This is a genomic window from Burkholderia sp. FW306-1C-G01B (assembly GCF_058781685.1).
Map to the genome: position 1 here is coordinate 235168 of NZ_JBYSWZ010000007.1, position 24280 is coordinate 259447.

Sequence of the window (24280 nt, forward strand, 5' to 3'; positions counted from 1 at the left end):
GCTTTATTTCTGCTACCCCGTAGAACTTATCTATTCTTTTCATTTTTTCAACTTGTGGGGTGAAGAATAGATATTGGCAGAACAGGATGTCAATCGTCTCAAACGCTATTTTCCGACGATTCAAGGGTTTTCCTTATCGATTGCCGCGGCCGTGCCGGCGCCTCGCGACATACGCGCGATGGCAATCAAACAGGGGAAGATCGGTGCGGGCCGCCGGGCGCGATCAGTTCGCGTCGACCCGGTATCCTTGCTGGCGCAACAATTCGAGCACGCCGCGCGAGCCGCCCAGATGCAGCGCGCCGATCGCGACGAACAGCGGCCGGTTCGGCGCGGCGATTGCCGTCATCCGCGCAACGAAGCGCCGGTTGCGCTCGTACAGGATCTTGTTGTCGATCGACGCCGACAACGCCTTCGAACGCGCGAGCCGCTCGCTCTTCGCGACGGCCCACGCCGAGATCGCGTCGGCGTCGCCAATTCGCCACAGCCGGTGCAGCGCCTTGATGTCGTCCGCGTTCTGCGCGGGCGTCTGCACCATGTCCTGCGCAAGCATCTCGCGCTGCTCGGCCAGCGTCAGCCCGGTGAACGCGCGCATCTGCTCGGCGAGCGTCTCGAGCCCGATCACGCGGCCGCCCTTCTTCTTCAGGAACACGTTCTGCAGTTGCGCCTCGGTGCCGTATTCGGTCTGCAGGCCGGCCGACAGCGAATCGTAGGTCTCGACGACGAGCGCCGCGAGCCACGGCCGCATCTTGCGGATCTCGGCGAGTGCGGCCGGGTTGCCGCGCAGGCGCGCCGCGAGCCGCTGCCACAGCGGCTCGGGCAGCAGGCGCTGCAGGCACGGGTAGCGGCACACGCCGTACTTCGACACGTCGTCCTGCGATTCGAGCAGGTCATCGGGCGACAGTTCGAGCGCGAGTGTCGGCGACGCGGCGAGCGCCGCGAGGATGCGCGGCCGGAACGGCTGCGCGCTCGGGTAGTCGGACGGGTCGCCCGTGTGCAACGTGCCGAGCACGTAGAGCGTGACCTTGCCCCTGGTCGCGACGTAGAACGGCATGCGCGCGGGCTGCACGCGCACCGCGCCGCTCGCGATCGTGCCGTTCGACACGGCAGGCGCGTGAAAACCCGGCAGGCTCATGCCGGGCGGCGGGACTTGCGACGGATGGATCGGCGAAGTGGCCGGCGCGCGCCCTTCGGCCCGCGCGGCCTCGACGGGAACCGCGAGGCTGGCTGCCACGCACGCGCCGGCCAGCGCCGCGCCCGTGACGGTGCGCACGCTCCAGCGCCTCGCGTAGCGGTACGCGCGCATCACGCGCGCGCTGCTTGCCCCCGAACGGCGCGCGCCGGACACGCGCGCCGCCAACGCTTCAGGCATTCGCCTCCCCTACCTCCTCGGCGCGATGGCAGGCCACGCGCCGTCCGTCGACCTCGCGCAGCTGCGGCTCCTCGACGCGGCAGCGCTCGACCGCATACGGGCAGCGCTGGTGGAACGCGCAGCCCGACGGCGGATTGAGCGGCGACGGCAGTTCGCCCTGCAGCTTGATCTGCACGCGGCGGTCTTCCTCGAAGATCGCCGGCGTCGCCGACATCAGCGCGCGCGTGTACGGATGGCGCGGCCGCGCGTAGATCGTCTCCTTGTCGCCGAGCTCGGCGACGCTGCCGAAGTACATCACCATCACGTCGTCCGCGACATGCTCGACCACCGACAGGTTGTGCGAGATGAACACGTAGCTCGTCTTGAACTGCTCCTGCAGATCCATGAACAGGTTCAGGATCTGCGCCTGGATCGACACGTCGAGCGCGGACACCGGCTCGTCGGCGACGACGATCCGCGGATCGAGGATCATCGCGCGCGCGATCGCGACACGCTGCCGCTGGCCGCCCGAGAACATGTGCGGATAGCGCTTCGCGTGCTCGGGCCGCAGGCCGACCGTGCGCATGATCTGCGCGATGCGCTGCGCGCGCTCGGCGGCCGTCAGGTTCGCGTTGATCTCGAGCGGCTCGGAGAGCGTCTGCTCGACGGTCTTGCGCGGGTTGAGCGACGCGAACGGGTTCTGGAACACCATCTGCACGCGGCGGCGCAGGTCGGCGACCCGGTGGCGGTCCGCGCCCGCGACGTCCTTGCCGTCGATCGACAGGTGGCCGGACGTCGGCGTCTCGATCATCGTCAGCTGCCGCGCGAGCGTCGACTTCCCGCAACCGGATTCGCCGACGACGGCGAGCGTCTTGCCGCGCTTCAGCGAAAACGACACGCCGTTGAGCGCCTTCACCGTGCCCTGGCCGAACATGCCGCGCTTGACCGTGTAGTGTTTCGCGAGCTGGTCGGCGACCAGTACGACGTCGTCGTCGTGCGGCGTGGCGCGCGTTTCGTGGACTGCGTTCATCGTGCGCCTCCCGTCAGGTCGAGGTTGGAAACATGGAGCGGCTTGATGCAGCGCGCGCGCATCGCATCGTTGCCGGACACCAGCGTGTCGAGCGCCGGCCGCGCCTTGCGGCAATCGTCGACGACATACTTGCAGCGCGGCGCGAACAGGCACCCGGACGGGCGATCATCGCGGCCCGGCACCATGCCGGGCAATGCGGCAAGGCGACGCGCCCCCTTATTGTGCTCGGGAATCGCCGCGAGCAGCGCTTCGGTGTACGGATGATGCGGCGTGCGGAAGATGTCGGGCACGCGGTTGGTCTCGATGATCTCGCCCGCGTACATCACCGCGACGCGCTGCGCGACCTCCGACACCACGGCCAGGTCGTGCGAGATCAGCACGAGCGCCATCCCGCGCTCCTTCTGCAGCTTCACCAGCAGATCCATGATCTGCGCCTGGATCGTCACGTCGAGCGCGGTGGTCGGCTCGTCGGCGATCAGCAGCTTCGGGTTGCACGCGACGGCCATCGCGATCATCACGCGCTGGTTCATCCCGCCCGACATCTGGTGCGGGAACGACGCGATGCGGTTCTTCGCATCGGGAATGCCGACCTGGTCGAGCAGTTCGAGCGCGCGCCGGTGCAGCGCGTCGCCGCGCAGGCCTTCGTGCAGCTTCAGCACCTCCTTGATCTGATAGCCGACCGTGTAGCTCGGGTTCAGGCTCGTCAGCGCGTCCTGGAACACCATCGCGATGTCCTTGCCGACGATCTTGCGGCGCGCCTTCGCCGACGCCTTCAGCAGGTCGACGCCGTTGAACGTGACCTCGTCGGCCGTGACCTTGCCCGGCGCGTCGATCAGGCCCATCAGCGCCATCATCGTCACGCTCTTGCCCGAGCCCGATTCGCCGACGACGCCCACCACCTCGCCCGGCGCGATCGACAGGTCGATCCGGTCGACGGCGGGCAGGCCGTTGAAGTTCACCGCAAGATTGCGGATGGTCAATAGGTTCTGGCTCATCTCAGGCCATCCGTTTCAGTTTGGGATCGAGCGCGTCGCGCAGCCCGTCGCCGAGCAGGTTGATCGCGAGCACCGAAATCAGGATCGACAGGCCGGGCATCGTCACGATCCACCATGCGTTGTCGATGTAGTCGCGCGCGGACGCGAGCATCGCGCCCCACTCGGCGGTCGGCGGCTGCACGCCGAGGCCGAGGAAGCCGAGCGCGGCCGCGTCGAGGATCGCCGACGAGAAGCCCAGCGTCGCCTGCACGATCAGCGGCGCCGTGCAGTTCGGCAGCACCTGCGAGAACATCAGGCGCACCGTGCCGGCACCGGCCACGCGCGACGCCGTCACGTATTCCTTCTGCAGCTCGCCGAGCGCCGACGCGCGCGTGAGGCGCACATAGGCCGGCAGCGCGACGATCGCGATCGCGAACATCGTGTTGGTGAGGCCCGGGCCGATGATCGCGACGACCGCGACCGCGAGCAGCAGCGACGGCAGCGCGAGCAGCACGTCCATGATGCGCATCACGGGCGTGTCGGCCCACTTCTGGAAGAACGCGGCGACGAGCCCGAGCACGATGCCGGGGATCAGCGCGAGCACGACCGACACGAAGCCGATCCAGAACGACATCCGCGCGCCGAACATCAGCCGCGAAAGAATGTCGCGGCCCGCTTCGTCGGTGCCGAGGATGAATTTCGAGTTGCCGCCGTCGAGCCATGCAGGCGGGATCTTCACGTAGTCGCGGTATTGCTCGACCGGGCTGTGCGGCGCGATCAGCGGCGCAAGCAGCGCGACCAGGATCAGCACGAGCACGACGATGCCGGCGCCGACGGCGCCGCGGTTGCGCGAGAAGTTGGCCCAGAACTCGCGCAGCGCGAGCGCACGGCCGCCGGCCGGCGCGGATTCGGTCGGCAGGGTATTTTGCAGATTGCTCATGGAATTACCTCGTGTGGCGGATGCGCGGATTCAGCACGCCGTACAGCAGGTCGACGACCAGGTTCACGACGATCACGAGCGTCGCGATCAGCAGGATGCCGCCCTGGACGACCGGATAGTCGCGGCGGCCGATCGCATCGATCAGCCACTTGCCGACACCGGGCCACGAAAAGAGCGTCTCGGTCAGCACGGCGCCCGCGAGCAGCGTGCCGATCTGCAGGCCGATCACGGTGACGACCGGGATCAGCGCGTTGCGCAGCGCATGCACGACGACCACGCGCACGGGCGACAGCCCCTTCGCGCGTGCGGTGCGGATGTAGTCCTCGCGCAGCACTTCGAGCATCGACGAGCGCGTCATCCGCGCGATCACCGCGAGCGGGATCGTGCCGAGCACGATCGCGGGCAGGATCAGGTGGCTGACCGCCGACTTGAACGAGCCTTCGTCCGGCGCGAGCAGCGCGTCGATCAGCATGAAGCCCGTCGGGTGCGGAAAGTCGTATTCGACGGCGATGCGCCCCGACACGGGCGTCCAGCCGAGGTACGACGAAAACACCATGATGAGGATCAGCCCCCACCAGAAGATCGGCATCGAGTAGCCGGTGAGCGCGGTGCCCATCACGCCGTGGTCGATGACCGACCCGCGCCGCAGCGCGGCGATCACGCCGGCCGGCAGGCCGATGGCGAGCGCGAACACGAGCGCGCACAGCGACAGCTCGACGGTCGCCGGGAAGCGCGCGAAGAACTCGCCTGCGACACTGGTGTTGGTGATGATCGACGTGCCGAGATCGCCGTGCAGCGCACGGCCGATGTAGTGGACGTACTGCAAGGGCAGCGGCTGGTCGAGCCCGAGGCGTTTCATCGCCTCCGCGTGCATGGCGGGATCGACGCCGCGCTCGCCCATCATCACTTCGATGGGGTCGCCCGGTATCAGGTGAATCAGCGCGAACGCGAGGATGGTGATGCCGATGAAGGTCGGGATCACCATCCCCACGCGGCGCAACACGAATCGGAGCATGATGCTTCTCGTATTTTCTTGTGGGAAATGTGCGACCGGCGACGGGGGGCTTTTGGCCTCCCGCCGCCGGATGATTTCAAGCCGGTCTTCTCAACGACGACAGCTTACGCCGGTCGTATTACTTCACGCCGACGCCGTCGAAGCGCGCATAGCCGAGCGGCTCGATGCGCATGTCGACCACGTTCTTGCGCACCGGCTGGTAGACCGTCGAGTTCGCGATCGGCGAGAACGGCAGCTGTTGCGCGAAGATCTGCTGAGCCTGCGTGTAGAGCTTCGTGCGCGCGTCCTGGCCCGTCGTCGTGCGGCCCTTCTGGACCAGCTCGTCGAACGGCTTGTAGCACCAGTGCGAGAAGTTGTTGCCCTTGATCGCCTCGCAGCCGAGCAGCGTGCCGAGCCAGTTGTCCGGATCGCCGTTGTCGCCCGTCCAGCCGATCAGCATCGTGTCCTGCTCGCCGCCGTGCGCGCGCTTGATGTACTCGCCCCACTCGTACGTGACGATCTTCGCCTTCACGCCGATCTTCGCCCAGTCGGCCTGGATCATCTCGGCCATCAGGCGGGCGTTCGGGTTGTACGCGCGCTGCACGGGCATCGCCCACAGCGTGATCTCGAAACCGTTCGCATAGCCGGCCTTCGCGAGCAGCGCCTTCGCCTTCGCGGTGTCGTACGCGGCCATCTTCAGGTTCTTGTCGTACGACCATTGGGTCGGCGGCATCGGCGCGCTGGCCGCCTGGCCCGCACCCTGGTAGACGGATTCGAGGATCGCCTTCTTGTTGATCGCCATGTCGAGCGCCTGACGCACCTCGAGCTTGTCGACCGGCTTGTGCTCGACGTTGTACGCGAGGTAGCCGAGGTTGAAGCCCGCCTGCGACGGCATGTCGACGTTCGAGTCGGCCTTCAGCGTCGCGATGTCGGCCGGGCGCGGATAGCTCATCACCTGGCATTCGTTGCGCTTGATCTTCTGCACGCGCACGCCCGGATCCGGCGTGATCGAGAAGATCAGCTTCGACAGCTTCACTTCGCCCTTCTTCCAGTAATCAGGATTGCCGTCGAATCGGATCGTCGCGTCCTTCGTGTAGCTGCGGAAGATGAACGGGCCCGTGCCGACCGGCTTCTGGTTGATGTCGGCGGCCTTGCCGGCCTTCATCAGCTGGTCGCCGTATTCGGCCGACAGGATCGACGCGAATTCCATCGCCATGTTCTGGATGAACGGCGCGTTCGGCTCGGACAGCATGAACTTCACGGTGTACGGATCGACCTTCTCGACCTTCGTGATCAGCTTGTCGAGGCCCATGTCGGTGAAGTACGGGAACGACACCGGATACGCCTTGCGGAACGGCTGGTTCGGGTCGAGCATGCGCTGGAACGTGAACAGCACGTCGTCCGCGTTGAATTCGCGCGTCGGCTTGAAGAAGTCGGTCGTGTGGAACTTCACGCCATGGCGCAGGTGGAACGTGTACTCCTTGCCGTCGGACGACACGTCCCACTTCTCGGCGAGGCCCGGCTCGACCTTGGTGCCGCCGCGCTCGAATTCGACGAGGCGGTTGTAGACGGTGAACGTGGCGGCGGTGAAATCGACGCCGGTCGTAAATTGCGCGGAATCAAAACCCGCCGGGCTGCCTTCTGAGCAGTAGACGAGCGTTTTGTTCGGGATCTGTGCGAATGCAGAGCCCGCGACGCCGAGCGATGCCGCTGCCACGCCTGCAATGGCGGTAACACGCAGGGTGTGCAACAGACGGTTGTATTCCATGTTTCCTCCAGGTCTCCAGATCGGAACCGGCCCCGCCAGGGTCCGGCGTACGCGGATATTACTTGAGCTAGCGATTTTGCAACAAGCTGGAGAAAAAACTCTTCTAGACGCGCCCACACGGGTTTTTGCCGATGTCTTGCACGGATAAAAAATGCGAAAACGCGCGCGAGCGACAGTTCCGTTCATCCCGCGCATGTTTCGTTCGACAACTAAACAATTCGGGCGCGAACGCGAAGGTTCGGCGCGCGGTTTTCCGTGTCCGGCCGCACATCATTGCGTTTTGCGAAATGATTCGATGACAGTCTTCTTCCTGTCATGTCGTCACGCCGGCGCGTCGAGATCGGCGCTGCGCGCGGGCACGAACGCGACCGCGACGATCGACAGCGCGAGCCCGGCCATCACATAGTAGGTCGGCGCCAGCGGCGTACCGGTGACCTTGATCAGCCACGTGACGATGAACTGCCCGAAGCCGCCGAACAGCATCACCGCGACGTTGTATGCGATCGACAGCCCGGTCGAGCGCACGTTGGCCGGAAACAGCTCGGCGATCATCGCGCCGAACGGCCCGTAATAGCCTGCGAGCGTCACCGACAGCACGGCCTGCACCGCGATCAGCCGCCCGATGCTCGGCGCCGCGTCGAGCCACGCGAACAGCGGATACATCAGCACGAGCGTCAGCGCGAGCGACCACAGCGACAGCCCCTTGCGGCCGATGCGGTCCGACCATGCGCCGGCGACCGGCGACAGCACCATCAGCAGCAGGTTGCCGACGATCACCGCGTAGAACGATTCCGCATACGGCAGCTTCAGTTGCTTCACCGCGAAAGTCGGCAGATAGCTGATCAGCACGTAGATCGTCACCGTCAGCGCGATCACCGAGCCGAGCCCGCACAGCACCTCGCGCGGATGGCGCGTGAACACTTCGCCGAGCGTCGCGCGGCGCGCGCTCTGCTGCGCGTGCAGGAATGCTTCGGAATCCGCGAGATGGCGGCGGATATAGAAGCCGATCGGGCCGATCACGAGCCCGAGGACGAACGGCACGCGCCAGCCCCAGCTGTGCAGCGCGTCGTGCGACAGCCCGCGCGTGACGGCCGCGCCGACGAGCGCGCCGATCAGCAGCGCGGCCGCCTGGCTCGCCATCTGCCAGCTGCCGTAGAAACCGCGTTTCGAGAACGGCGCGGCCTCGATCAACAGCGCCGTCGCGCTGCCGAATTCGCCGCCCGCGGAGAAGCCCTGCAGCAGGCGGCCGAGCACGATCAGGAGCGGGCCGCCGATGCCGATCGCCGCATAGGGCGGCGCGATCGCGAGCAGGAAGATGCCGAACGTCATCAGCAGGATCACGAGCGACAGCGCGGCCTTGCGGCCGGCACGGTCCGCGTACAGCCCGAACACGATGCCGCCGATCGGGCGCATGAAGAACGCGACGCCGAACGTCGCGGTGGTCAGCAGCAGCGACGAGTATTCGCTGGAGGTCGGAAAGAACAGCTCGGCGATCACGACCGTCATGAAGCCGAATACCGTGAAGTCGTACCACTCGAGCGCGTTGCCGATCACGGCGGCCACGACCGCGCGCCGGTTCAGCGCACGCTCGGGCCGGATCGTTTTCGTTGAATTCGCAATCGTCGCCATGCGTGCCTCGTCCTCGTGAATTCGCCGTGTCGGGTGGCGCGGCGCAGTGTGCCGCGGCGCGCTGGTTTGCAGCGAGTGTAGAAAGCGACGGAACCGTTTTCAAGCAATAAAAACGCCCGCCGTCTTTCGACGGCGGGCGTTTTGCGGTTTTCGCCACATTGCGGCATCGCACGATGCCGCACGGGCCTCAACCCATCTTCGAGAATGCGCTGCACCAGCCCTTCGCCGACACCTGCTTGCCGGGGAACGCACCGCACGGGCCCGAAGCCGAACCCTTCTTGCCCTGGTACAGCATGCAGGCCGCGCAATCCTGGCCCGCTGCGTATTTCGGGTACTTCGTCTTGTCGACCTTCGTGGCATCGGCCTTGTAGCCGAGCGCCACCGCGGTCGGATCGGTTTCCGACAGCATCGGCGCATCGGCCAGCGCTTCACGCGACAGCGCCAGCGCGGACACGACGCCAACGCTCGTAATCAGGAAACTCCGACGGGATGTTTTCATGGGGGACTCGCTCCAACGTTATCGGTTTGAAAGCTGTTCTGGCGACAGCCGTTCGACAGAATAACCGCCAAGCGAATAAATGTGCGCGCCGAAATGCCGGAGATAAGGGATTTCACACGGCCCACGCGTGCGCGCTTGCGTCAACCGTATGCGGCCATGTCGCCGACGCGCTGCGCGAGCGCGAGCGACGCGGTGAGCCCCGGCGACTCGATGCCGAACAGGTTCACGAGCCCGCGCACGCCGTGCTGCGCGGCGCCCTGCACGATGAAGTCGGCCGGCGGCTCGCCGGGCCCCGCGACCTTCGGCCGGATACCCGCGTACGCCGGCTGCAGCGCACCGTCGGGCAGGCCCGGCCAGAACGCGCGAATCGACGTGTAGAACGCGGGGGCGCGCGCCGGATCGACTTCGTAGCGCAGCGCATCGACCCATTCGACGTCCGGACCGAAGCGTGCCTGCCCGGCAAGGTCGAACGTCAGGTGCACGCCGAGCCCCGCGCGGTCGGGCATCGGGTACACGAGATGCGAGAACGGCGCACGGCCCGACAGGCTGAAATAATTGCCGCGCGCGAGATAGAGCGGCGGCACCCAGTGCGGGTCGAGGCCGCGCGTGCGGCGCGCGAGCGCCTGCGCACCGAGGCCCGCGCTGTTGACCACGCAGGCGGCCTCGATCTCGGCGGGCGTATCACCGCCCGTGCGCACGACGAAGCGCCCGCCGCGCAGCACGTCGATCGACTCGACCGGAGATTTCAGCGCGCACACGGCGCCGTCGCGTTCCGCCGCGCCAAGCAGCGCGAGCATCAGCTGGTGGCTGTCGACGATGCCGGTGGACGGCGAGAACAGCGCTTCCACGCATTCGAGCGCGGGCTCGAGTGTCTGCGCCTCGACGCGCGTGAGCGGCAGCAGGTCGAGCACGCCGTTTTCGGCGGCGCGCGCGGCGATCGCCTTCAACTGCTTCACCTGCGTGACGCTCGTCGCGACCAGCAGCTTGCCCGCGCGCCGGTACGGCACGTGATGCGTGTCGCAGAATTCGTACAGCAGATCGCGGCCGCGCACGCACGACATCGCCTTCAGCGAACCGCGCGGATAGTAGAGCCCCGCGTGGATCACTTCGCTGTTGCGCGAGCTCGTGCCCGTGCCGATCGCGTCGGCGGCCTCGAGCACGAGCGTTTCCCGCCCGCGCGCGGCCAGTTCGCGTGCAATCGCAAGGCCGACGACGCCCGCGCCGATCACTACACAATCCATCTGCTCCATGACGTTTCGCGCTGCTAACGCGTCGAGGGGAGAGAAGAGAATTGTACGTCCCGGTTCGCAAGCCTGCCGAAAGCATGTATGCCGCGTCGCGACGACACCGCGCACGATTCGGCGCGCGCACCTCGGCCATGCGCGCGCCGCCGGTTCAGAAGCCGATCGGCCTGCGCTTCGCGGCGCCCTCGTCGGCGCGGATGTCGTGCGGGCCGATTGCATCGCGGCCGTCGAGCCGCGCGGCGCCGAATGCATGCAGCAGCGCGCGGCGCATCGTGCGCGGCGGCGTCGCGGCCAGCACGTCGAGCGCGTCGTCGCCGAGCGTCTCGGGGAAGCGCCGCCCCCATGCGTGCGACGTGCGGATCTCGTCGTAGATCGTCTGCGCGATCCGGCGCGCACCGGCCGCATCGGGCGGCGCGATCTCGTACACGTTCATCCGGTTGAGCAGCGGCTCCGGAATCGCCTGCGCTTCGTTCGCGGTCGCGACCCAGATCACGTTGCCCGCATCGATCGGCACTTCCGCGAATTCGTCGACGAACGCGCGCGCGGTGTCGTGCTCGAGCAACGCATACAGCGCGCCGAGCGGATCGTATTGCGCATCGCTGCCGGCCTTGTCGATCTCGTCGACGGCGATCACCGGGTTTGCGTAACTGCCGTTCACGAGCGCATCGAACACCTTGCCGGGCTTCGCGTTCTTCCATTGCGACGACGCGCCCGACAAGATCCAGCCGGCCGTCAGCGAACTCATCGGCACGTAGTGGTACGCGGTGCCGAGCAGTTGCGCGAGCGCCTTCGCGAAATGCGTCTTGCCGATGCCGGGCGGCCCGAGCAGCAGGATCGGCATCAGTTCGAGCCGGTCGTCCGTTTCGAGGCACAGCGCGACCTGCTTGCGCACGTCGTCGAGCGGCTCGGTGAAATTGGGCAACGCGTCGCCGAGCGCGTCGAACGACGGCATCCGGTTCGGCTTCACGCAAAAGCGCAGATTCCCCGTCTTGAGCATCCTTTCGTAGGTGGCGCGCAATGCGTCGCTCGCGCTCTCGTTCAGGTCGCTCAGCGCCGTCTCGACCTGCTCGAGGTCGTACACCGTGCTGAAGGACGCCACCGCCAGTTCCTGTTTCACCATCGCCGTCGTCATACCAACCTCGCTGCCGCTTGCTGTCGCACAACCATCAGACCCTTACGATTTCAGTGTAGCGGGCCCGTATCCGCACGCAAGCAAGCAGCCGAACGAGTCTGCTGCTAACACCCGGCGTGCGCTGCACGGCTGCGCGGCGCGGCGTATGATCGTCGGTTCACCCACCCGCCTCAAGGCTTCGCCGACGGCGCCCGCGCGGCGCGTCGCGCCCCGTCCCGAAGGTATGCCGATGTCCGCCCCCACCGCTTTCCCGCGCATCGATGCCGATGCGATCGAGAACCGCCTCGTCACCGAGCGCGCGCCCGTCGCCGAATTCGCGCGCTTTTTCGTTTGAAAATGCATGACGCGCACCTACCTTTGGGACAGGACCGTATTGCGCGGCGAACCTGTCGCGGCGCGTCCTGTCACATCACGATCGAAATCGATCGGGCGTAAGATGTGCGTCCGTTCCCCGCTATCCCGCGTTTCCGGAGACGTTTCATGCTGAAACACGGCCTGGCCGTCCTGCTCGCGAGCGTCGCGCTCGCCGCCCATGCGCAGAGCCCCGCACCGGCCTCCGTCGCATGGGAGATCCAGGTGGTGCGCGACGGTCAGACCATCGACACATTCCAGCAGCGCACCACCGTGGGTCAGACCCGCACCGATACCCATCGCTACCCGTCCGCCATGCCGGTCGGCTGCGGCAATGCCGCGCGCGTCGTGCCGACCGAGCGCTCGCGCTCGGTGACGGTCGCGCCGCTCACCGTCGACGCCAGCGCGAACACGGTGTCGCTCGCGCTCGACGTGCAGGAAACGCTCGACGACGAAAACGCGACGCGCGGCGATCCGTGCGTGCCCGCGTCGCCGCGGCAGATCGTCGCGAGCCACCCCGGCCTGTCGGTCGGCAGCGATGCATGGACCGACTGGACGCTCGTCGAGCAGCACCCGCACCTCGTGTACCGCGTGCGCGCGCACGTCGCGAAGGACTGAGCGTCATGTCCGCCGACGCCCTGTCCCTGCCGTTCGCCGAACCGCACGCCGCGCCCGACGAAATCACCGCGGTCAGCTGGAATCTGCACAAGGGCCGCTCGCCGCTCGGCTTCACCGCGTGGAACGCGATGCGCAACTGGATGCAGTCGACGCACGCCGACGTGTATTTCCTGCAGGAAGCGATGGCGCGCCGCATGCCGCGCCCCATGCTCGCACCCGGCTTCGGCGCGCCGATGGACGACGCGGTCGACGACGTGTGGCACTGCCAGGCCACCGAGATCGCGCATGCGCTCGACTGGCAGATCGCGCTCGGGCCGAACGTGTTCAAGCCGTCGTGGCGGCACGGCAACGCGATCCTGTCGCCGCATCCGCTCGATCTCGGCGGCCGCTGGGACATCTCCGCGCACCGCTTCGAACGGCGCGGGCTGCTCGTCGCGCGCGCGACGCTCGCGGGCGCGCGCCCGGTCACGCTGCTGTGCGCGCACCTCGCGCTCACGCGCGCCGCGCGGCTGCGCCAGATGCACTGGATCGCGCACTGGATCGTGCGCAACGCGGGCGACGGCCCGCTGATGCTCGCCGGCGACTTCAACGACTGGCGCAACGATTCGGTCGCGCTGTTCGGCGAGATCGGGATGTCCGAGGTCGCGACGCTGCTCGGCGAATCGGGCCGCACGTTCCCCGCGTTCTCGCCGGCGCTCGCGCTCGACAAGATGTTCGTGCGCGGCCTGACGCCGCTCGAATGGCGCGCGCCGTCCGGCGAGGCCGCGTGGCTGTCGGACCACCTGCCGTACATCGCGCGCCTGCGCCTCGATCCGCAATAACGACCCGGTCGCCATCCGCCGCAAGCGCGGCTACCGGTGCGTGCGGCGCCCGCTCGACGCGCCGTGCGGCGGGGCGCTCGTCGGCCTCGGCGCGAAACTCGCGGCCGATCGACGAAAGTTAATTGAAAGAATTCGTTGCGCCAAATCCGCGCAGCCACGCGGGTCAAGCCCGCGATCAGCGCCAACAGGGTAAAATAACCAGTTCGTCAATCGTCTGTCATCGAGAAGGCGCGTGTCCGACGCGCCGGCCGGCCGATCCGCGATCGGGCCGTCGCACTCGGTTTTTTTGCCCGTTTTTGGGCCCGTTACACGCGTTCGCTACGCGCGTCCGTTTTCAAAGCCATGAGCAAATACGACACCGCCACCGTCCAATCCGTCCACCACTGGACCGACACGCTTTTCAGCTTCACCTGCACCCGTGAGGCGAGCCTGCGCTTCAACAACGGCGAATTCACGATGGTCGGCCTCGAGGTCGACGGCAAGCCGCTCGCGCGCGCCTACTCGATCGTCAGCCCGAACTACGAAGAGCACCTCGAATTCTTCAGCATCAAGGTGCAGAACGGCCCGCTGACGTCGCGCCTGCAGCACCTGAAGGTGGGCGACACGGTGCTGATCGGCAAGAAGCCGACGGGCACGCTGGTCGCCGACAACCTGCTGCCGGGCAAGACGCTGTGGATGCTGTCGACGGGCACGGGCCTCGCGCCGTTCATGTCGATCATCCGCGATCCGGACATCTACGACCGCTTCGACAAGGTGATCCTCACGCACACGTGCCGCCTGAAGGGCGAGCTCGCGTACATGGACTACATCAAGCACGACCTGCCGGGCCACGAGTACCTGGGCGACATCATCAAGGAAAAGCTCGTCTACTACCCGACGGTCACGCGCGAAGCGTTCGACAACGAAGGCCGGATCACCGACCTGATCGCGACGGGCAAGCTGTTCACGGATCTCGACGTCCCGCCGTTCTCGCCGGAAAACGACCGCGTGATGCTGTGCGGCAGCACCGCGATGCTGAAGGACACGACCGACCTGCTGAAGCAGGCCGGCCTCGTCGAAGGCAAGAACAGCGCGCCGGGCCACTACGTGATCGAACGCGCATTCGTGGACTGATCCGCCCCGAAATTTGTGCGGCATCAAAAAACCGGAGCAAAAGCTCCGGTTTTTTTTCGTCCGCACTTGGCGAATTCGTAACAAACTGGGACCATCTCATCTCAAATAGTTACATTTGGATACGTCATCGCCCGGTGCTCGGGTGTCAGTGTTTTTCCTACAACAGCTTCATTCCGATTATTCACATTTACCCTGAAATGTCCGCCCGACATGACCTTTTCGAAATTTTTGAGATATTATTCGGCGCGCGTGGTTGCCATTCGGACAGGGGTTGAAGGGTCGGATGCAGTCGTTACAAAATGTAACTTTTGTTACCTCGGCACGGGGCGATTCCCTGGCGGCGACCGTCATCGCAACGGCAATCGTTCCACGCAGCCAGCCGGTGTCTGAACCGCTTTCTGACAGCAGGGAGAGTCATGGATACGTCGCTTAACGCGCCCCCGGGCGCCCACGCCCCGTTCCCGTCGCGGCAGCTCGTACAGGGCTGCGCCGCTACTCCGCCCATTGCCGAAGCCGCGTCGAAACGCAACGCCTCCGCCGCGCGCATCGCCGCGCTGTCCGCCCAGCTGCTTGCCGCCGACGAAGCCGCGCGCCGCCATCTGGCCGGCGAGCTGCACGACGGGCTCGGCGCCGAACTCACCGCCGCGCGTTTCGCGCTGGCAAACGTTCAAACGTGGCTGCCGGCCGATGCGCCGGACGGCTGCGTGCGCGCGCTGGAGCTCGCCCAGCAGGCGCTCGACGCCGCGACCGACGCGAATCGCCGGCTGATCGACGAACGCGACACGCCGGCGCTCGACGCGGGCATGGTCGGCGCGCTGTCGTCGTGGGTCGACAGCCATGCGACGCGCACCGGCCTGCGCACCAGCTTCGTGTGCGCGGCCGACGCGCGCCTGACGCAGATCGCCGGCGCCAGCGCGCTCGCGGTGTTCCGCGTCGCGCAGGAAGCGCTGTCGAACGTCGCGAAACACGCACGGGCGAAGTCGGTCGACGTGCGGATCGTCACCAACGGCACGCATCTGTCGCTGATCGTCGCCGACGATGGCACCGGTTTCGCCCGGGGCCGCCGCACCGGCTACGGCCTCGCCGGCATGCGCGCACGCTGCGAAGCGTTCGGCGGCAGCTTCGAGACGGCCACGCCGGAAACCGGCCACGGCACGCGCGTCACCGCGCGCTTCGCGTGGGATTCGCTGCTCGCGACGCCCGTCGCGGCACGCCGCGCGTCGCGTTCGTGAGGTCGTCATGAGCCTGAACATCCTGCTCGTGGACGATCACGCGATCGTCCGGCAAGGGGTCCGCCAGTTGCTGATCGACCGCGGCATCGCGCGCGACGTCACCGAGGCCGAGACCGGCGGCGACGCGATGGCGGCCGTCGACCGGCAGGAATTCGACGTGATCCTGCTCGACATCTCGCTGCCGGACACGAACGGCATCGAGGTGCTCAAGCGCCTCAAGCGCAAGCTGTCGCACACGCCGGTGCTGATGTTCTCGATGTACCGCGAGGACCAGTACGCGGTGCGCGCGCTGAAGGCCGGCGCCGCCGGCTACCTGTCGAAGACGGTCAACGCCGCGCAGATGATCGGCGCGATCCAGCAGGTCGCGGCCGGCCGCAAGTACGTGAGCCCCGCGATGGCCGAGGCGCTCGCCGAATACGTGTCGTTCGAGAACGAGCCGCTGCCGCACGAGAAGCTGTCCGACCGCGAATACCAGACGCTCTGCATGCTCGCGTCGGGCAAGCGGCTCACCGACATCGCGAACACGCTGTCGCTGTCCGTGAAGACGGTGAGCGTGTATCGCTCGCGGCTGCTCGAGAAGATGCGGCTGTCGAACAACGCCGAGCTCACGTTCTACGTGATGAGCAACCGGCTCGTCGACATGGCGCCCACGGCCGGCGCCTGATTCAACGGATTCGCCCGATACATCGGATTCGTACGATGCAACGGCGCGGCGCACGCCGCGTCGCGCTCAACCGCCGCCCGCATCAAGCGCAAGCGCTTGTTTTATCGGACGATTCCGCGACACGCCGCTGCGCCGCAGCGGGCCTGGTCCGCCAAATCGGCTAAAATTGCGGGTTTTCACTCAGTCAGCGCCGCCGCGCTCGCGCGCGCTGGCAATTCATCCGCAATGTCCCTCTTCCGCAAGAAAAACGTCGATCGCATGATCGCCGGCGCGCACGCCGCCGGGCTCAAGAAAGCGCTCGGCGCGATCGACCTCACCTTCCTCGGCATCGGCGCGATCATCGGCACCGGCATCTTCGTGCTGACCGGCACCGGCGCCGTGCAGGCCGGCCCGGCACTGATGCTGTCGTTCGTGATCGCCGCGATCGCATGCGGCCTCGCGGCGCTGTCGTACGCGGAATTCGCGTCGACGATCCCCGTCGCCGGCTCGATCTACACGTATTCGTACGCGACGCTCGGCGAGCTCGCCGCATGGATCATCGGCTGGGACCTGATGCTCGAGTACGGCCTCGCGGCATCGGCCGTGTCGGTCGGCTGGTCGGGCTACCTGCAGTCGCTGCTGCAGGGCTTCGGGCTGTCGCTGCCGACCGTGCTGACGGCGGCGCCCGGCGCGGTGCCGGGCGTCGTCACGTGGTTCAACCTGCCCGCGTTCCTGGTGATGCTCGTGATCACGACGCTGCTGTCGATCGGCATCCGCGAATCGACCCGCATCAACAACATCATGGTGTTCATCAAGGTGTCGGTCGTGCTGCTCGTGATCGCGGTCGGCCTGTTCCACGTGACGCCCGCGAACTGGAAGCCGTTCATGCCGCACGGCTGGAACGGCGTGTTCGGCGCGGCGGCCGTGATGTTCTTCGCGTTCATCGGCTTCGACGCGGTGTCGTCGGCGGCCGAGGAAGTGAAGAACCCGAAACGCGACCTGCCGATCGGCATCATCGCGTCGCTCGCGGTGTGCGCGGTGCTGTACGTGACGGTCGCCGCGGTCGCGACCGGCATCGTGCCGTCGGCCCGGTACGCGAACATCTCGCACCCGATCTCGTACGCGCTGCAGGCCGCCGGCGAGAACTGGGTCGCGGGCTTCATCGACCTCGGCGCCGTGCTCGGCATGCTGACCGTGATCCTCGTGATGAGCTACGGCCAGACCCGCGTGATCTTCGCGATGTCGCGCGACGGGCTGCTGCCGGCGACGCTGTCGCGCGTGCATCCGCGCTACGCGACGCCGTTCCTGACGACCTGGCTCGTCGGCCTGTTCTTCGGGCTGATCGCCGCGCTCGTGCCGCTCAACGTGCTCGCCGAGCTGATCAACATCGGCACGCTCGCGGCGTTCTCGATGGTGTCGATCGCAGTGCTCGTGCTGCGCCGCACGCACCCCGACCTGCCGCGCGCGTTCCGCTGCCCGGGCGTGCCTGTGGTGCCGATCCTCGCGGTCGCGTCGTGCCTGTTCCTGATGCTGAACCTGCAGCCCGTCACGTGGGCCGCGTTCGGCATCTGGCTCGTGATCGGCCTCGTGATCTACTTCCTGTATTCGCGCAGCCGTTCGAAGCTCGCGCACGGCCAGCAGGCGCACTGAACGCCACCGTGCCGCACGCGGCACGGCGCACTCCCACGGGGTCGGATGCCGGCCCCGCGCCTTCACCTCCTTCCCCTGATCGCGCCGCCGCGTTGCCGCGAAACCCGCAACGATCCGCGCGGCGGTTTCGATTCTTTCCGGCCGACTTTCCGAATGCCGGCAGATTCAATACATCGCGTTGAATTAATCGACGCACCATGCAATTCCACTGAATTCAAATGAATGGCGAAAAATAATTGCCCGGCCGACATTGATCTCTTTAAGCGGCCAACCTAGTATTCAATTCGACCTCCCGCACACCCGCTTGGCCTCGCGTGGCCGGGCCTTGCGCTGCCCACGTCGCGCAGCGCCACGCGGCCGACTTCATTGAAATTAATTTTCAATAATTGGAATTATCCGCAGCGCCAGAAAACGAATTATTCAGCCCATTTTCATTCGACCCGATTCAAATCGGATAATCCGGCCGTTTGCATTGAATTGCCTCCATGCGGAGGCATGTTGCAGCACCTGTGCGAAGTTCAAACAGAACCTGAGAGGTCCGTCATGAGCAATACATTGGTTAACGTCACGGCGAAGGTCGAAATCAACGCCGCCAACAAGACGATCGGCGAGCTCAAGGATTATCAGAGCAGGAACTGGGCGATCGGGCTGAACGGGGATACGCTGGCGCCGGATGGTTTCCTGTCCTTCTTCACCGAACGCAACCTGCCATTCAGCTACTACGTGCGCGCGCGAGGCGTTTCGATCGGCGAGCCGAGCGCATACCAGGCGAACATCGAGACGCTGACACACCACATCGCCGCGATTCGCGCATCGGAGACGAACGCGGTCAACGCGACGATCCGCGATCTCGAGCTGTACAAGTCGAGGAACTGGGCAATCGGCCTGAACGGCACGACGCTGCAGCCGGACAATTTCCTGCCGTTCTTCGGCACCCGCTCCGTGCCGTTCGAGTACTACGTGCGTAGCGGCGGCGTCGAGCTCGGCACGCCGAGCGCGTACGACACCGACATTCGCAACCTGACGCAATACCTGGGATCGCTCTGACGGATCGCACCGCCGGGCGGATGCGCCCGCCCGGCACCGCACCAGCGCACCTCGCCCGGACCGGCCGGCGCGACGCGCCGACCGGCTCCGCCACGGTCTCGCCTTCGGATGGCGCGCCCGCCATCCGCGCCTCCCCTCTTTCCCGCGTCGCGGCCTCCCTGCTCGCCCCTCCCTCCTGCACGCTTGCGCCGGGCGGTTCATAATCCCGCCATCGAATGACGGACCGCCAGGCCTGTCCCGCAACTGGAAACCGACGATGGAAAGTGTGGATCTCGACGTGCTGAAGACCAGCGCGCGCTGGATCGAAGAAGGCCGCCGCGTGCTGCTCGTGACGGTCGTGAAGACGTGGGGCTCGTCGCCGCGCCCCGAAGGCGCGATGCTCGCGGTGCGCGAGGACGGGCTCGTGGTCGGGTCCGTGTCCGGCGGCTGCATCGAGGACGACCTGATCGCCCGCGTGCACGCGAGCGGGATCGCGGCCGACGCGCGCCCGGAGGCGCTCAAGTACGGCGTGACGGCCGAGGAAGCGCACCGCTTCGGGCTGCCGTGCGGCGGCACGATCCAGCTCGTGCTGGAGCCGCTCACGCGCGACAGCGGGATCGCCGCGCTGTGCGCGGAAGTCGAGGCCGGCCGCCTCGTCACGCGCACGATGACGCTCGCGACCGGCCGCGCGTCGCTGTCGCCCGCGCAGGCGGCCGACGGGCTCGCGTTCGACGGCGAACGGCTCGTGACGATCCACGGGCCGCGCTACCGGATGCTCGTGATCGGCGCGGGCCAGTTGTCGCGCTATCTGTGCCAGATCGCGGTCGGGCTCGACTACCAGGTGACGGTGTGCGATCCGCGCGAGGAATACACGGATGCGTGGGACGTGCCGGGCACGCGCGTCGTGCGCACGATGCCCGACGATACGGTGCTCGACATGAAACTCGATGCGCGTTCGGCCGTGATCGCGCTCACGCACGATCCGAAGCTCGACGATCTCGCGCTGATGGAGGCGCTGAAGACGCCCGCGTTCTACGTGGGTGCGCTCGGCTCGCGGCGCAACAACGCGGCGCGGCGCGAGCGGCTGCGCGAGTTCGACCTGAACGAAGCGGAACTGGGCCGGCTGCATGGGCCGGCCGGCATCTACATCGGCAGCCGGACGCCGCCGGAAATCGCGATCTCGATCCTCGCCGAGATCACCGCCGCGAAGAACAACGTGTCGCTGCCGACGATCCTGCAGGTCGAGGGCGCAAAGGCCGCGCGAGAAATCGCGGCGAACAGCGGCGCGGCCTGCGGCCTCTGATTCACACTGGCTAGCCGCTTCGGATGCGCGGACGAAGCGGCTCGCGCCGGCAGCAGGCCGGCGCGAGCGCCGATCAGGTCAGGCCGGCCGCGAGCGCCGCGGCGACCGAACCCACCACCAGCACGACGCCGACCGTGCGGCGCTTGTTCAGCTCGGTCCACAACAGCACGCCCGTCAGCGACAGCAGGATCAGCGAGCCCGCGATCGTATCCATCAGCAGCACCCAGCCGAGGTTCATCCCGACGCCGCGATGCAGGTTGTTCAGCGTCGTCAGGAACGTGTTGTCCGTGCGCTTCACCGACACATAGCCATTGCCGACCCAGTATTCGGCCTGCAGGTTCCGGTGCGGGCCGAACAGGCCGAACTGCCAGTGCTCGGGCTGCATCACGCGCTGGTCGCCCCATGCGACGGCCTGCGCGGGATCCTTGCGGATGCGGCCGGGCCGGCCGTCGAAATGCAGTTCCTGCTGCAGCCATTTCGTCATCGCGGCGGGCGTCTTCGGCACGGGATCGGGCAGCGCGATCTGCATCTGCTCGACCTGCGGCTCGCCGGTCGAAATCTTCAGCGGCGGCGCGCGGTGGTTCAGCACCACGCCCGTCACGCCGAACAGCAGCCCGAGCACCGCGCCCCACAGCCCGACCCAGCCGTGCACCTTGCGCAGCCACTTGATGAAGGTCGCGCGACGCGAGCGCTGGCGGCGCGCGGCCAGTTCGTCGTCGGTCAGCGGGCGGGCCGCCGGATGCAGCACGGTGACGCCCGCGCGCGGCATACCCGCCTTGGGAGAGTCGATCGTTTCGGGCGCGTTCACGCGAAAGTATCCATTCGTTCAAAACAACGGGCGGCGCGCAGAGATCGCGCGCCGCCCGGGCAACATGAAAATGAGAATGGATATCATTACATAAATCGAATTCCGGCTCAATCGGGCCGGCTACGCAACGGCGCGCTCGACGAGCGAAGAAATGCCGACGAAGCGCGCACGTTGCATCGAAATATCGCTCGATAGGCGACAAATGCCGGCCGAATGACCCGCAAGGCCGAGACAGCGTTTCGCAAGAAGCGGCGCGATGGCGCGCCGTTCAGCGCAGCGGCGGCAATGGAAAGCGCGATGCGGCGGCGTCCGGCCCGGGTTCGGTGCGATCGAGCGCGTACAGCCATGCGAGCAGGTCCGCGACGGCCTGGTAGAGCTGCGGCGGAATCCGGTCGTCGAGGTCGACCTGCATCAGCAGCGACACCATCTCCGGCGCGGTATGCACGTACAGCCCCGCATCGTGCGCGCGCGCGACGATCATCTCCGCGAGCACGCCATAGCCCTTCGCGACCACGCGCGGCGCCGCATCGCCGCCTTTCGGGTCGTAGACGAGCGCGGCCGCGCGCTTGCGGGACGACATGCTCATTGCGGCACCTCGTCGTCGGCGCCCGGTACGCGCGTGCCCGGCCCGCCGGCCGCACCGCGCGCATACGCGGCGGCCGCCGCCTGTGCGGCAAACAGGTCGAAGCCGTCCGGCCCGTCGTCGACCGCGCGGATCGACAGCCCGCCCACCCGCAGCCCCGATCCCTCGAGCCGCTGCCGCAACGCGGCCTCGTGCCGCGTGAGGCGGTCGGCGCCCGTCTGGTTCGCACGCAGCCGCGCGACGAGCTGCGCGCCGTTCAGCATCAGCTCCGCGTCGACCGTACCGAGCGACGGCAACGTCAGCGTCAGGCGCGTACGCCATGCAATGCCGTCGCCCGCGTCGTCGCCGCCGCGCGGTGCGCGGCTGCCCGGATCGTCGGGTTCGATCGTCCAGTCGAGCCGCGCGCCGGGCCACGCCTCGCCGGTCCAGCGGAACTGGTCGGTCGCGAGCGCGTCGAGCTGTTGCCTGACGAGCGGCACGGCGGCCGGGTGCACGGGAGCGAGCGGCTGCGCCTGTGGATCGGACGACGCGGCGGCCAGCCCGGCACGCGCCGGCGTCCAGCGCGGGTCGGCGTGCGCGCCGAGCGGATCGGCGGTATCGGGCGGCAACGACGCGCCCTGCCGGGCGGCCGCCGGCAACGCCTGCGCGGAGTCGCGAGCGGGTGCGCCGCCCTGGGCCGGTGCGCCCGCTTGCGCAGTCGCCCGCGCGGTCGCCGGCAGCGGCGGGCGCTGCGCAAGCAGTTCGTCGAGCACGTCGGTCGAGCCGGGCTGCGCGACATCCGGGTCGGCCGGCGCAAGCGCGGCCGTCAGGCGCGCCTGCGGCTCGCGCATCAGCGCCGCGAGCGGACGCTGGCCGGCCAGCCACTGCGCCAGATGGGATTCGTAGAAGAGGCCGCTCTCGCTCACGGCTTGGGCAAGCGCCGCACGCAACGCCGCGACCGGCAGCGGCGCGGCCGTTTCGCGCGCCGCCGCGGCGGACGACGCCGCGGCGGAAGAAGGCGTGGAAGACGCCGCCGCCGGATCGGACGCGGCCGGCGCACGCGCCGGTACGGCCGTATCGGTCAGCAGCACGGCGGGATCGGCCAGCAGCGGTGCGCGCCCGGCGATCGCGGGCGTCGCGTCGCCGCCCGCGCGCGAGATCGCGTCGAGCACGCGCCCGACGTCGGACAGCGCGGTCTGCGTGGAGGCTTGCGGCGCGGCGGGCGGGCCGCCGGCCGGAGGCGAGGACGACGCGCCGGTGCCCGGCGTGCCGACCTGCGAGGTCGCGCCGCCGCCGGCGGGCGCCGATACGGTGCCGGTCAGCAGGCTGTCGAGGCGGCTCGCCAGCAGCGCGGCCGCAACGGAATCGATACCGGTCATGATCGGAGCCTGCTCACCTCAGCCACATCGTTGCGAATCCGGAAGCGACACGCCGGTGCCGCCCGCGGGAATAGCGCGCGTGCCGCGTGCGGTAACGGGCACGGGCGCCCCACGCCCGTCTCCCCGAAAAGCGGGCCCTACCCGCGCGCGCGGTAGAGATCGGTCAATACCTTGGTCGAGCGCCGCGCCTCGAACAGCGCGGACAGCCGCGCGACGTCCGGGCTCGCGAGATCGCGGATCGCGGCGTCGTCGGCCAGGATGCGGCGAATCAGGTCCAGCTTGCGGCCGAGATCCGATTCGTCGAGCGCGACGCCCGGATCGGCTTCCTTCAGCCCGTCGACGAGCTGCATGAATTCGACCTGCAACCCCGGCAACGCGGCCCAGTCGGCGTCGCGCGCGGCGCACAGCATCCGGCCCGACACGGCTGCGAGCGCCTCGTAACGTTCGAAGTATTCGGCCTTGAGATTCATCGTGCTGCTTCCACTGCCTGTTGCGCGGCCATCCGCGCGACTTCCGGGGCGATGCCCGTCCATGCTTCCTCGAGCGTTGCGAGCAGCCCGTCGACCTCGACCAGCATCGCGTCGCTCGCCTGCGCGTTCGCTTCCAGCAGGCGCCGGCCGATATACGCATACAGCGCGTCGAGCCGGCCCGCGATCTCGCCGCCCGCGTCGCGGTTCAGCGACGCCTGCAGGCCGCTCTCGACGATCCGGATCGCCTTGCCGATCGCTTCGCCGCGCGCGGACACGTTGCCCTGCTGCAGATGCATGCGCGCCAGCGCGATCGCCTGCCGCGCGCCCTGGTACAGCATCGCGATCAGCCGGTGCGGGGAGGCGCCCATCACCCCTGTCTCGACGCCGACACGCGCGTATGCACTGGCTCCAGCGTGTCCTGGGGAAAACATGCGCTTCTCCTTGTCATGCCTTGGCTATACGGGAGCCGCCGCCGTGCATCGCACGACGCGGCCTTCTCCGGAGTTATCGGAAGGGATTTGAAAAGCTTTAGACGCGCGGGGCCGCGGCCGGGCGCGGGAAACCGGCCCGCCGGCCCCGCCCGGCAAGGCCGGAGGGCCGTGACCGGGTGCCCGTCCCCGGATGCCCGTCGCCGGATGGCCGTCCCCGGATGCCCGTCGCCGGATAGCCGTCCCCGGATGCCCGTCGCCGGATAGCCGTCCCCGGATGCCCGTCGCCGGATAGCCGTCCCCGGATGCCCGTCGCCG

Annotated in this window: 24 protein-coding genes and 1 pseudogene; 10 read left to right on the forward strand and 15 right to left on the reverse strand. The window is 67.7% G+C overall.

From position 1 onward, the window contains the following. Positions 1 to 223: 223 nt before the first annotated feature. The 10 genes from AC3WLY_RS16255 to AC3WLY_RS16300 form a co-directional block, all read right to left on the reverse strand. On the reverse strand, positions 224 to 1369 hold the full coding sequence (locus AC3WLY_RS16255) for a TraB/GumN family protein (RefSeq protein ID WP_310135591.1): 1146 nt from the start codon (positions 1367 to 1369) through the stop codon (positions 224 to 226). Then, entirely contained in the window at positions 1362 to 2378 is a 1017-nt protein-coding gene (locus AC3WLY_RS16260) for a peptide ABC transporter ATP-binding protein (protein ID WP_034179285.1), read from the reverse strand. The genes AC3WLY_RS16255 and AC3WLY_RS16260 overlap by 8 nt, the downstream gene beginning before the upstream one ends. Continuing rightward, positions 2375 to 3373, reverse strand: a complete 999-nt coding sequence (locus AC3WLY_RS16265) for an ABC transporter ATP-binding protein (protein WP_175963338.1) — start codon at positions 3371 to 3373, stop codon at positions 2375 to 2377. The genes AC3WLY_RS16260 and AC3WLY_RS16265 overlap by 4 nt, the downstream gene beginning before the upstream one ends. A 1-nt stretch (position 3374) precedes the next feature. Next, entirely contained in the window at positions 3375 to 4292 is a 918-nt protein-coding gene (locus AC3WLY_RS16270; RefSeq protein WP_175963337.1) for an ABC transporter permease subunit, read from the reverse strand. A gap of 4 nt (positions 4293 to 4296) precedes the next feature. Then, entirely contained in the window at positions 4297 to 5307 is a 1011-nt protein-coding gene (locus AC3WLY_RS16275; RefSeq protein ID WP_072437557.1) for an ABC transporter permease subunit, read from the reverse strand. Between the two features lie 118 nt (positions 5308 to 5425). Then, positions 5426 to 7054 carry an ABC transporter substrate-binding protein gene (locus AC3WLY_RS16280; protein WP_492310791.1) on the reverse strand — a complete coding sequence of 543 codons (1629 nt, stop codon included), beginning with the start codon at positions 7052 to 7054 and terminating at the stop codon, positions 5426 to 5428. Between the two features lie 321 nt (positions 7055 to 7375). Continuing rightward, positions 7376 to 8683, reverse strand: coding sequence for an MFS transporter (locus AC3WLY_RS16285; RefSeq protein ID WP_175963335.1), 1308 nt, complete (start codon positions 8681 to 8683; stop codon positions 7376 to 7378). Positions 8684 to 8870: 187 nt separating this feature from the next. Next, positions 8871 to 9182 (reverse strand): high-potential iron-sulfur protein, encoded by a 312-nt coding sequence (locus AC3WLY_RS16290; protein ID WP_048248305.1) that lies wholly within the window; start codon positions 9180 to 9182, stop codon positions 8871 to 8873. A gap of 140 nt (positions 9183 to 9322) precedes the next feature. Beyond that, positions 9323 to 10432 (reverse strand): NAD(P)/FAD-dependent oxidoreductase, encoded by a 1110-nt coding sequence (locus AC3WLY_RS16295; RefSeq protein ID WP_425133008.1) that lies wholly within the window; start codon positions 10430 to 10432, stop codon positions 9323 to 9325. Positions 10433 to 10577: 145 nt separating this feature from the next. Further along, complete coding sequence (locus AC3WLY_RS16300) at positions 10578 to 11558, reverse strand: AAA family ATPase (protein WP_492310790.1); 981 nt, start codon at positions 11556 to 11558, stop codon at positions 10578 to 10580. Here AC3WLY_RS16300 and AC3WLY_RS16305 point away from each other — a divergent pair. From AC3WLY_RS16305 to AC3WLY_RS16350, 10 genes and pseudogenes are all read left to right on the forward strand, one after another. Then, positions 11509 to 11892, forward strand: coding sequence for a hypothetical protein (locus AC3WLY_RS16305; protein ID WP_492310794.1), 384 nt, complete (start codon positions 11509 to 11511; stop codon positions 11890 to 11892). The two genes, AC3WLY_RS16300 and AC3WLY_RS16305, sit on opposite strands and share 50 nt — an antisense overlap. A 146-nt stretch (positions 11893 to 12038) precedes the next feature. After that, positions 12039 to 12527, forward strand: a complete 489-nt coding sequence (locus AC3WLY_RS16310) for a hypothetical protein (protein ID WP_175963333.1) — start codon at positions 12039 to 12041, stop codon at positions 12525 to 12527. A 5-nt stretch (positions 12528 to 12532) separates the two neighbouring features. Further along, positions 12533 to 13348 carry an endonuclease/exonuclease/phosphatase family protein gene (locus AC3WLY_RS16315; protein WP_072437566.1) on the forward strand — a complete coding sequence of 272 codons (816 nt, stop codon included), beginning with the start codon at positions 12533 to 12535 and terminating at the stop codon, positions 13346 to 13348. 16 nt (positions 13349 to 13364) lie between these two features. Then, a pseudogene (locus AC3WLY_RS16320) lies at positions 13365 to 13460 on the forward strand (LysE family translocator); the annotation flags it as partial. A 230-nt stretch (positions 13461 to 13690) separates the two neighbouring features. After that, a complete protein-coding gene (locus tag AC3WLY_RS16325) occupies positions 13691 to 14461 on the forward strand; it encodes a ferredoxin--NADP reductase (protein ID WP_034179295.1) in 771 nt (256 codons plus the stop codon). Positions 14462 to 14877: 416 nt separating this feature from the next. Further along, the gene (gene rqpS, locus AC3WLY_RS16330) at positions 14878 to 15693 is read left to right on the forward strand and encodes a quorum system sensor histidine kinase RqpS (RefSeq protein WP_492310789.1); all 816 of its coding nucleotides are present in this window, start codon (positions 14878 to 14880) and stop codon (positions 15691 to 15693) included. Between the two features lie 7 nt (positions 15694 to 15700). Next, positions 15701 to 16357, forward strand: coding sequence for a response regulator transcription factor RqpR (rqpR, locus tag AC3WLY_RS16335; RefSeq protein WP_175963331.1), 657 nt, complete (start codon positions 15701 to 15703; stop codon positions 16355 to 16357). A gap of 225 nt (positions 16358 to 16582) precedes the next feature. Then, on the forward strand, positions 16583 to 17986 hold the full coding sequence (gene bcaP / locus AC3WLY_RS16340) for a branched-chain amino acid transporter BcaP (protein WP_492310788.1): 1404 nt from the start codon (positions 16583 to 16585) through the stop codon (positions 17984 to 17986). A 543-nt stretch (positions 17987 to 18529) separates the two neighbouring features. Beyond that, positions 18530 to 19033, forward strand: coding sequence for a hypothetical protein (locus AC3WLY_RS16345; protein WP_175963329.1), 504 nt, complete (start codon positions 18530 to 18532; stop codon positions 19031 to 19033). A 256-nt stretch (positions 19034 to 19289) separates the two neighbouring features. Beyond that, on the forward strand, positions 19290 to 20315 hold the full coding sequence (locus AC3WLY_RS16350; RefSeq protein WP_492310787.1) for an XdhC family protein: 1026 nt from the start codon (positions 19290 to 19292) through the stop codon (positions 20313 to 20315). A 73-nt stretch (positions 20316 to 20388) separates the two neighbouring features. Here the strand turns inward: AC3WLY_RS16350 and AC3WLY_RS16355 are convergent, their stop codons facing one another. From AC3WLY_RS16355 to fliS, 5 genes are all read right to left on the reverse strand, one after another. Beyond that, a complete protein-coding gene (locus AC3WLY_RS16355) occupies positions 20389 to 21123 on the reverse strand; it encodes a PepSY-associated TM helix domain-containing protein (RefSeq protein ID WP_105389527.1) in 735 nt (244 codons plus the stop codon). Positions 21124 to 21391: 268 nt separating this feature from the next. Beyond that, complete coding sequence (locus AC3WLY_RS16360) at positions 21392 to 21709, reverse strand: EscU/YscU/HrcU family type III secretion system export apparatus switch protein (RefSeq protein WP_492310786.1); 318 nt, start codon at positions 21707 to 21709, stop codon at positions 21392 to 21394. After that, entirely contained in the window at positions 21706 to 23064 is a 1359-nt protein-coding gene (gene fliK, locus AC3WLY_RS16365) for a flagellar hook-length control protein FliK (protein WP_175963325.1), read from the reverse strand. The genes AC3WLY_RS16360 and fliK overlap by 4 nt, the downstream gene beginning before the upstream one ends. 137 nt (positions 23065 to 23201) lie before the next feature. After that, the gene (locus AC3WLY_RS16370) at positions 23202 to 23534 is read right to left on the reverse strand and encodes a flagellar protein FliT (RefSeq protein WP_175963324.1); all 333 of its coding nucleotides are present in this window, start codon (positions 23532 to 23534) and stop codon (positions 23202 to 23204) included. After that, positions 23531 to 23965 carry a flagellar export chaperone FliS gene (fliS, locus tag AC3WLY_RS16375; protein WP_034179304.1) on the reverse strand — a complete coding sequence of 145 codons (435 nt, stop codon included), beginning with the start codon at positions 23963 to 23965 and terminating at the stop codon, positions 23531 to 23533. The genes AC3WLY_RS16370 and fliS overlap by 4 nt, the downstream gene beginning before the upstream one ends. Between the last annotated feature and the right edge of the window lie 315 nt (positions 23966 to 24280).

What these genes read in the sequence shown, in the direction of transcription:
- AC3WLY_RS16370 (WP_175963324.1), bottom strand. Translation starts at nt 23,534, where the DNA reads ATGAATCTCAAGGCCGAATACTTCGAACGTTACGAGGCGCTCGCAGCC.
- AC3WLY_RS16275 (WP_072437557.1), bottom strand. Translation starts at nt 5,307, where the DNA reads ATGCTCCGATTCGTGTTGCGCCGCGTGGGGATGGTGATCCCGACCTTC.
- rqpS (WP_492310789.1), top strand. Translation starts at nt 14,878, where the DNA reads ATGGATACGTCGCTTAACGCGCCCCCGGGCGCCCACGCCCCGTTCCCG.
- bcaP (WP_492310788.1), top strand. Translation starts at nt 16,583, where the DNA reads ATGTCCCTCTTCCGCAAGAAAAACGTCGATCGCATGATCGCCGGCGCG.
- AC3WLY_RS16270 (WP_175963337.1), bottom strand. Translation starts at nt 4,292, where the DNA reads ATGAGCAATCTGCAAAATACCCTGCCGACCGAATCCGCGCCGGCCGGC.
- AC3WLY_RS16360 (WP_492310786.1), bottom strand. Translation starts at nt 21,709, where the DNA reads ATGAGCATGTCGTCCCGCAAGCGCGCGGCCGCGCTCGTCTACGACCCG.
- fliS (WP_034179304.1), bottom strand. Translation starts at nt 23,965, where the DNA reads ATGTTTTCCCCAGGACACGCTGGAGCCAGTGCATACGCGCGTGTCGGC.
- AC3WLY_RS16310 (WP_175963333.1), top strand. Translation starts at nt 12,039, where the DNA reads ATGCTGAAACACGGCCTGGCCGTCCTGCTCGCGAGCGTCGCGCTCGCC.
- AC3WLY_RS16295 (WP_425133008.1), bottom strand. Translation starts at nt 10,432, where the DNA reads ATGGAGCAGATGGATTGTGTAGTGATCGGCGCGGGCGTCGTCGGCCTT.
- AC3WLY_RS16255 (WP_310135591.1), bottom strand. Translation starts at nt 1,369, where the DNA reads ATGCCTGAAGCGTTGGCGGCGCGCGTGTCCGGCGCGCGCCGTTCGGGG.
- AC3WLY_RS16325 (WP_034179295.1), top strand. Translation starts at nt 13,691, where the DNA reads ATGAGCAAATACGACACCGCCACCGTCCAATCCGTCCACCACTGGACC.
- fliK (WP_175963325.1), bottom strand. Translation starts at nt 23,064, where the DNA reads ATGACCGGTATCGATTCCGTTGCGGCCGCGCTGCTGGCGAGCCGCCTC.
- AC3WLY_RS16315 (WP_072437566.1), top strand. Translation starts at nt 12,533, where the DNA reads ATGTCCGCCGACGCCCTGTCCCTGCCGTTCGCCGAACCGCACGCCGCG.
- rqpR (WP_175963331.1), top strand. Translation starts at nt 15,701, where the DNA reads ATGAGCCTGAACATCCTGCTCGTGGACGATCACGCGATCGTCCGGCAA.
- AC3WLY_RS16285 (WP_175963335.1), bottom strand. Translation starts at nt 8,683, where the DNA reads ATGGCGACGATTGCGAATTCAACGAAAACGATCCGGCCCGAGCGTGCG.
- AC3WLY_RS16350 (WP_492310787.1), top strand. Translation starts at nt 19,290, where the DNA reads ATGGAAAGTGTGGATCTCGACGTGCTGAAGACCAGCGCGCGCTGGATC.
- AC3WLY_RS16260 (WP_034179285.1), bottom strand. Translation starts at nt 2,378, where the DNA reads ATGAACGCAGTCCACGAAACGCGCGCCACGCCGCACGACGACGACGTC.
- AC3WLY_RS16290 (WP_048248305.1), bottom strand. Translation starts at nt 9,182, where the DNA reads ATGAAAACATCCCGTCGGAGTTTCCTGATTACGAGCGTTGGCGTCGTG.
- AC3WLY_RS16300 (WP_492310790.1), bottom strand. Translation starts at nt 11,558, where the DNA reads ATGACGACGGCGATGGTGAAACAGGAACTGGCGGTGGCGTCCTTCAGC.
- AC3WLY_RS16265 (WP_175963338.1), bottom strand. Translation starts at nt 3,373, where the DNA reads ATGAGCCAGAACCTATTGACCATCCGCAATCTTGCGGTGAACTTCAAC.
- AC3WLY_RS16345 (WP_175963329.1), top strand. Translation starts at nt 18,530, where the DNA reads ATGAGCAATACATTGGTTAACGTCACGGCGAAGGTCGAAATCAACGCC.
- AC3WLY_RS16280 (WP_492310791.1), bottom strand. Translation starts at nt 7,054, where the DNA reads ATGGAATACAACCGTCTGTTGCACACCCTGCGTGTTACCGCCATTGCA.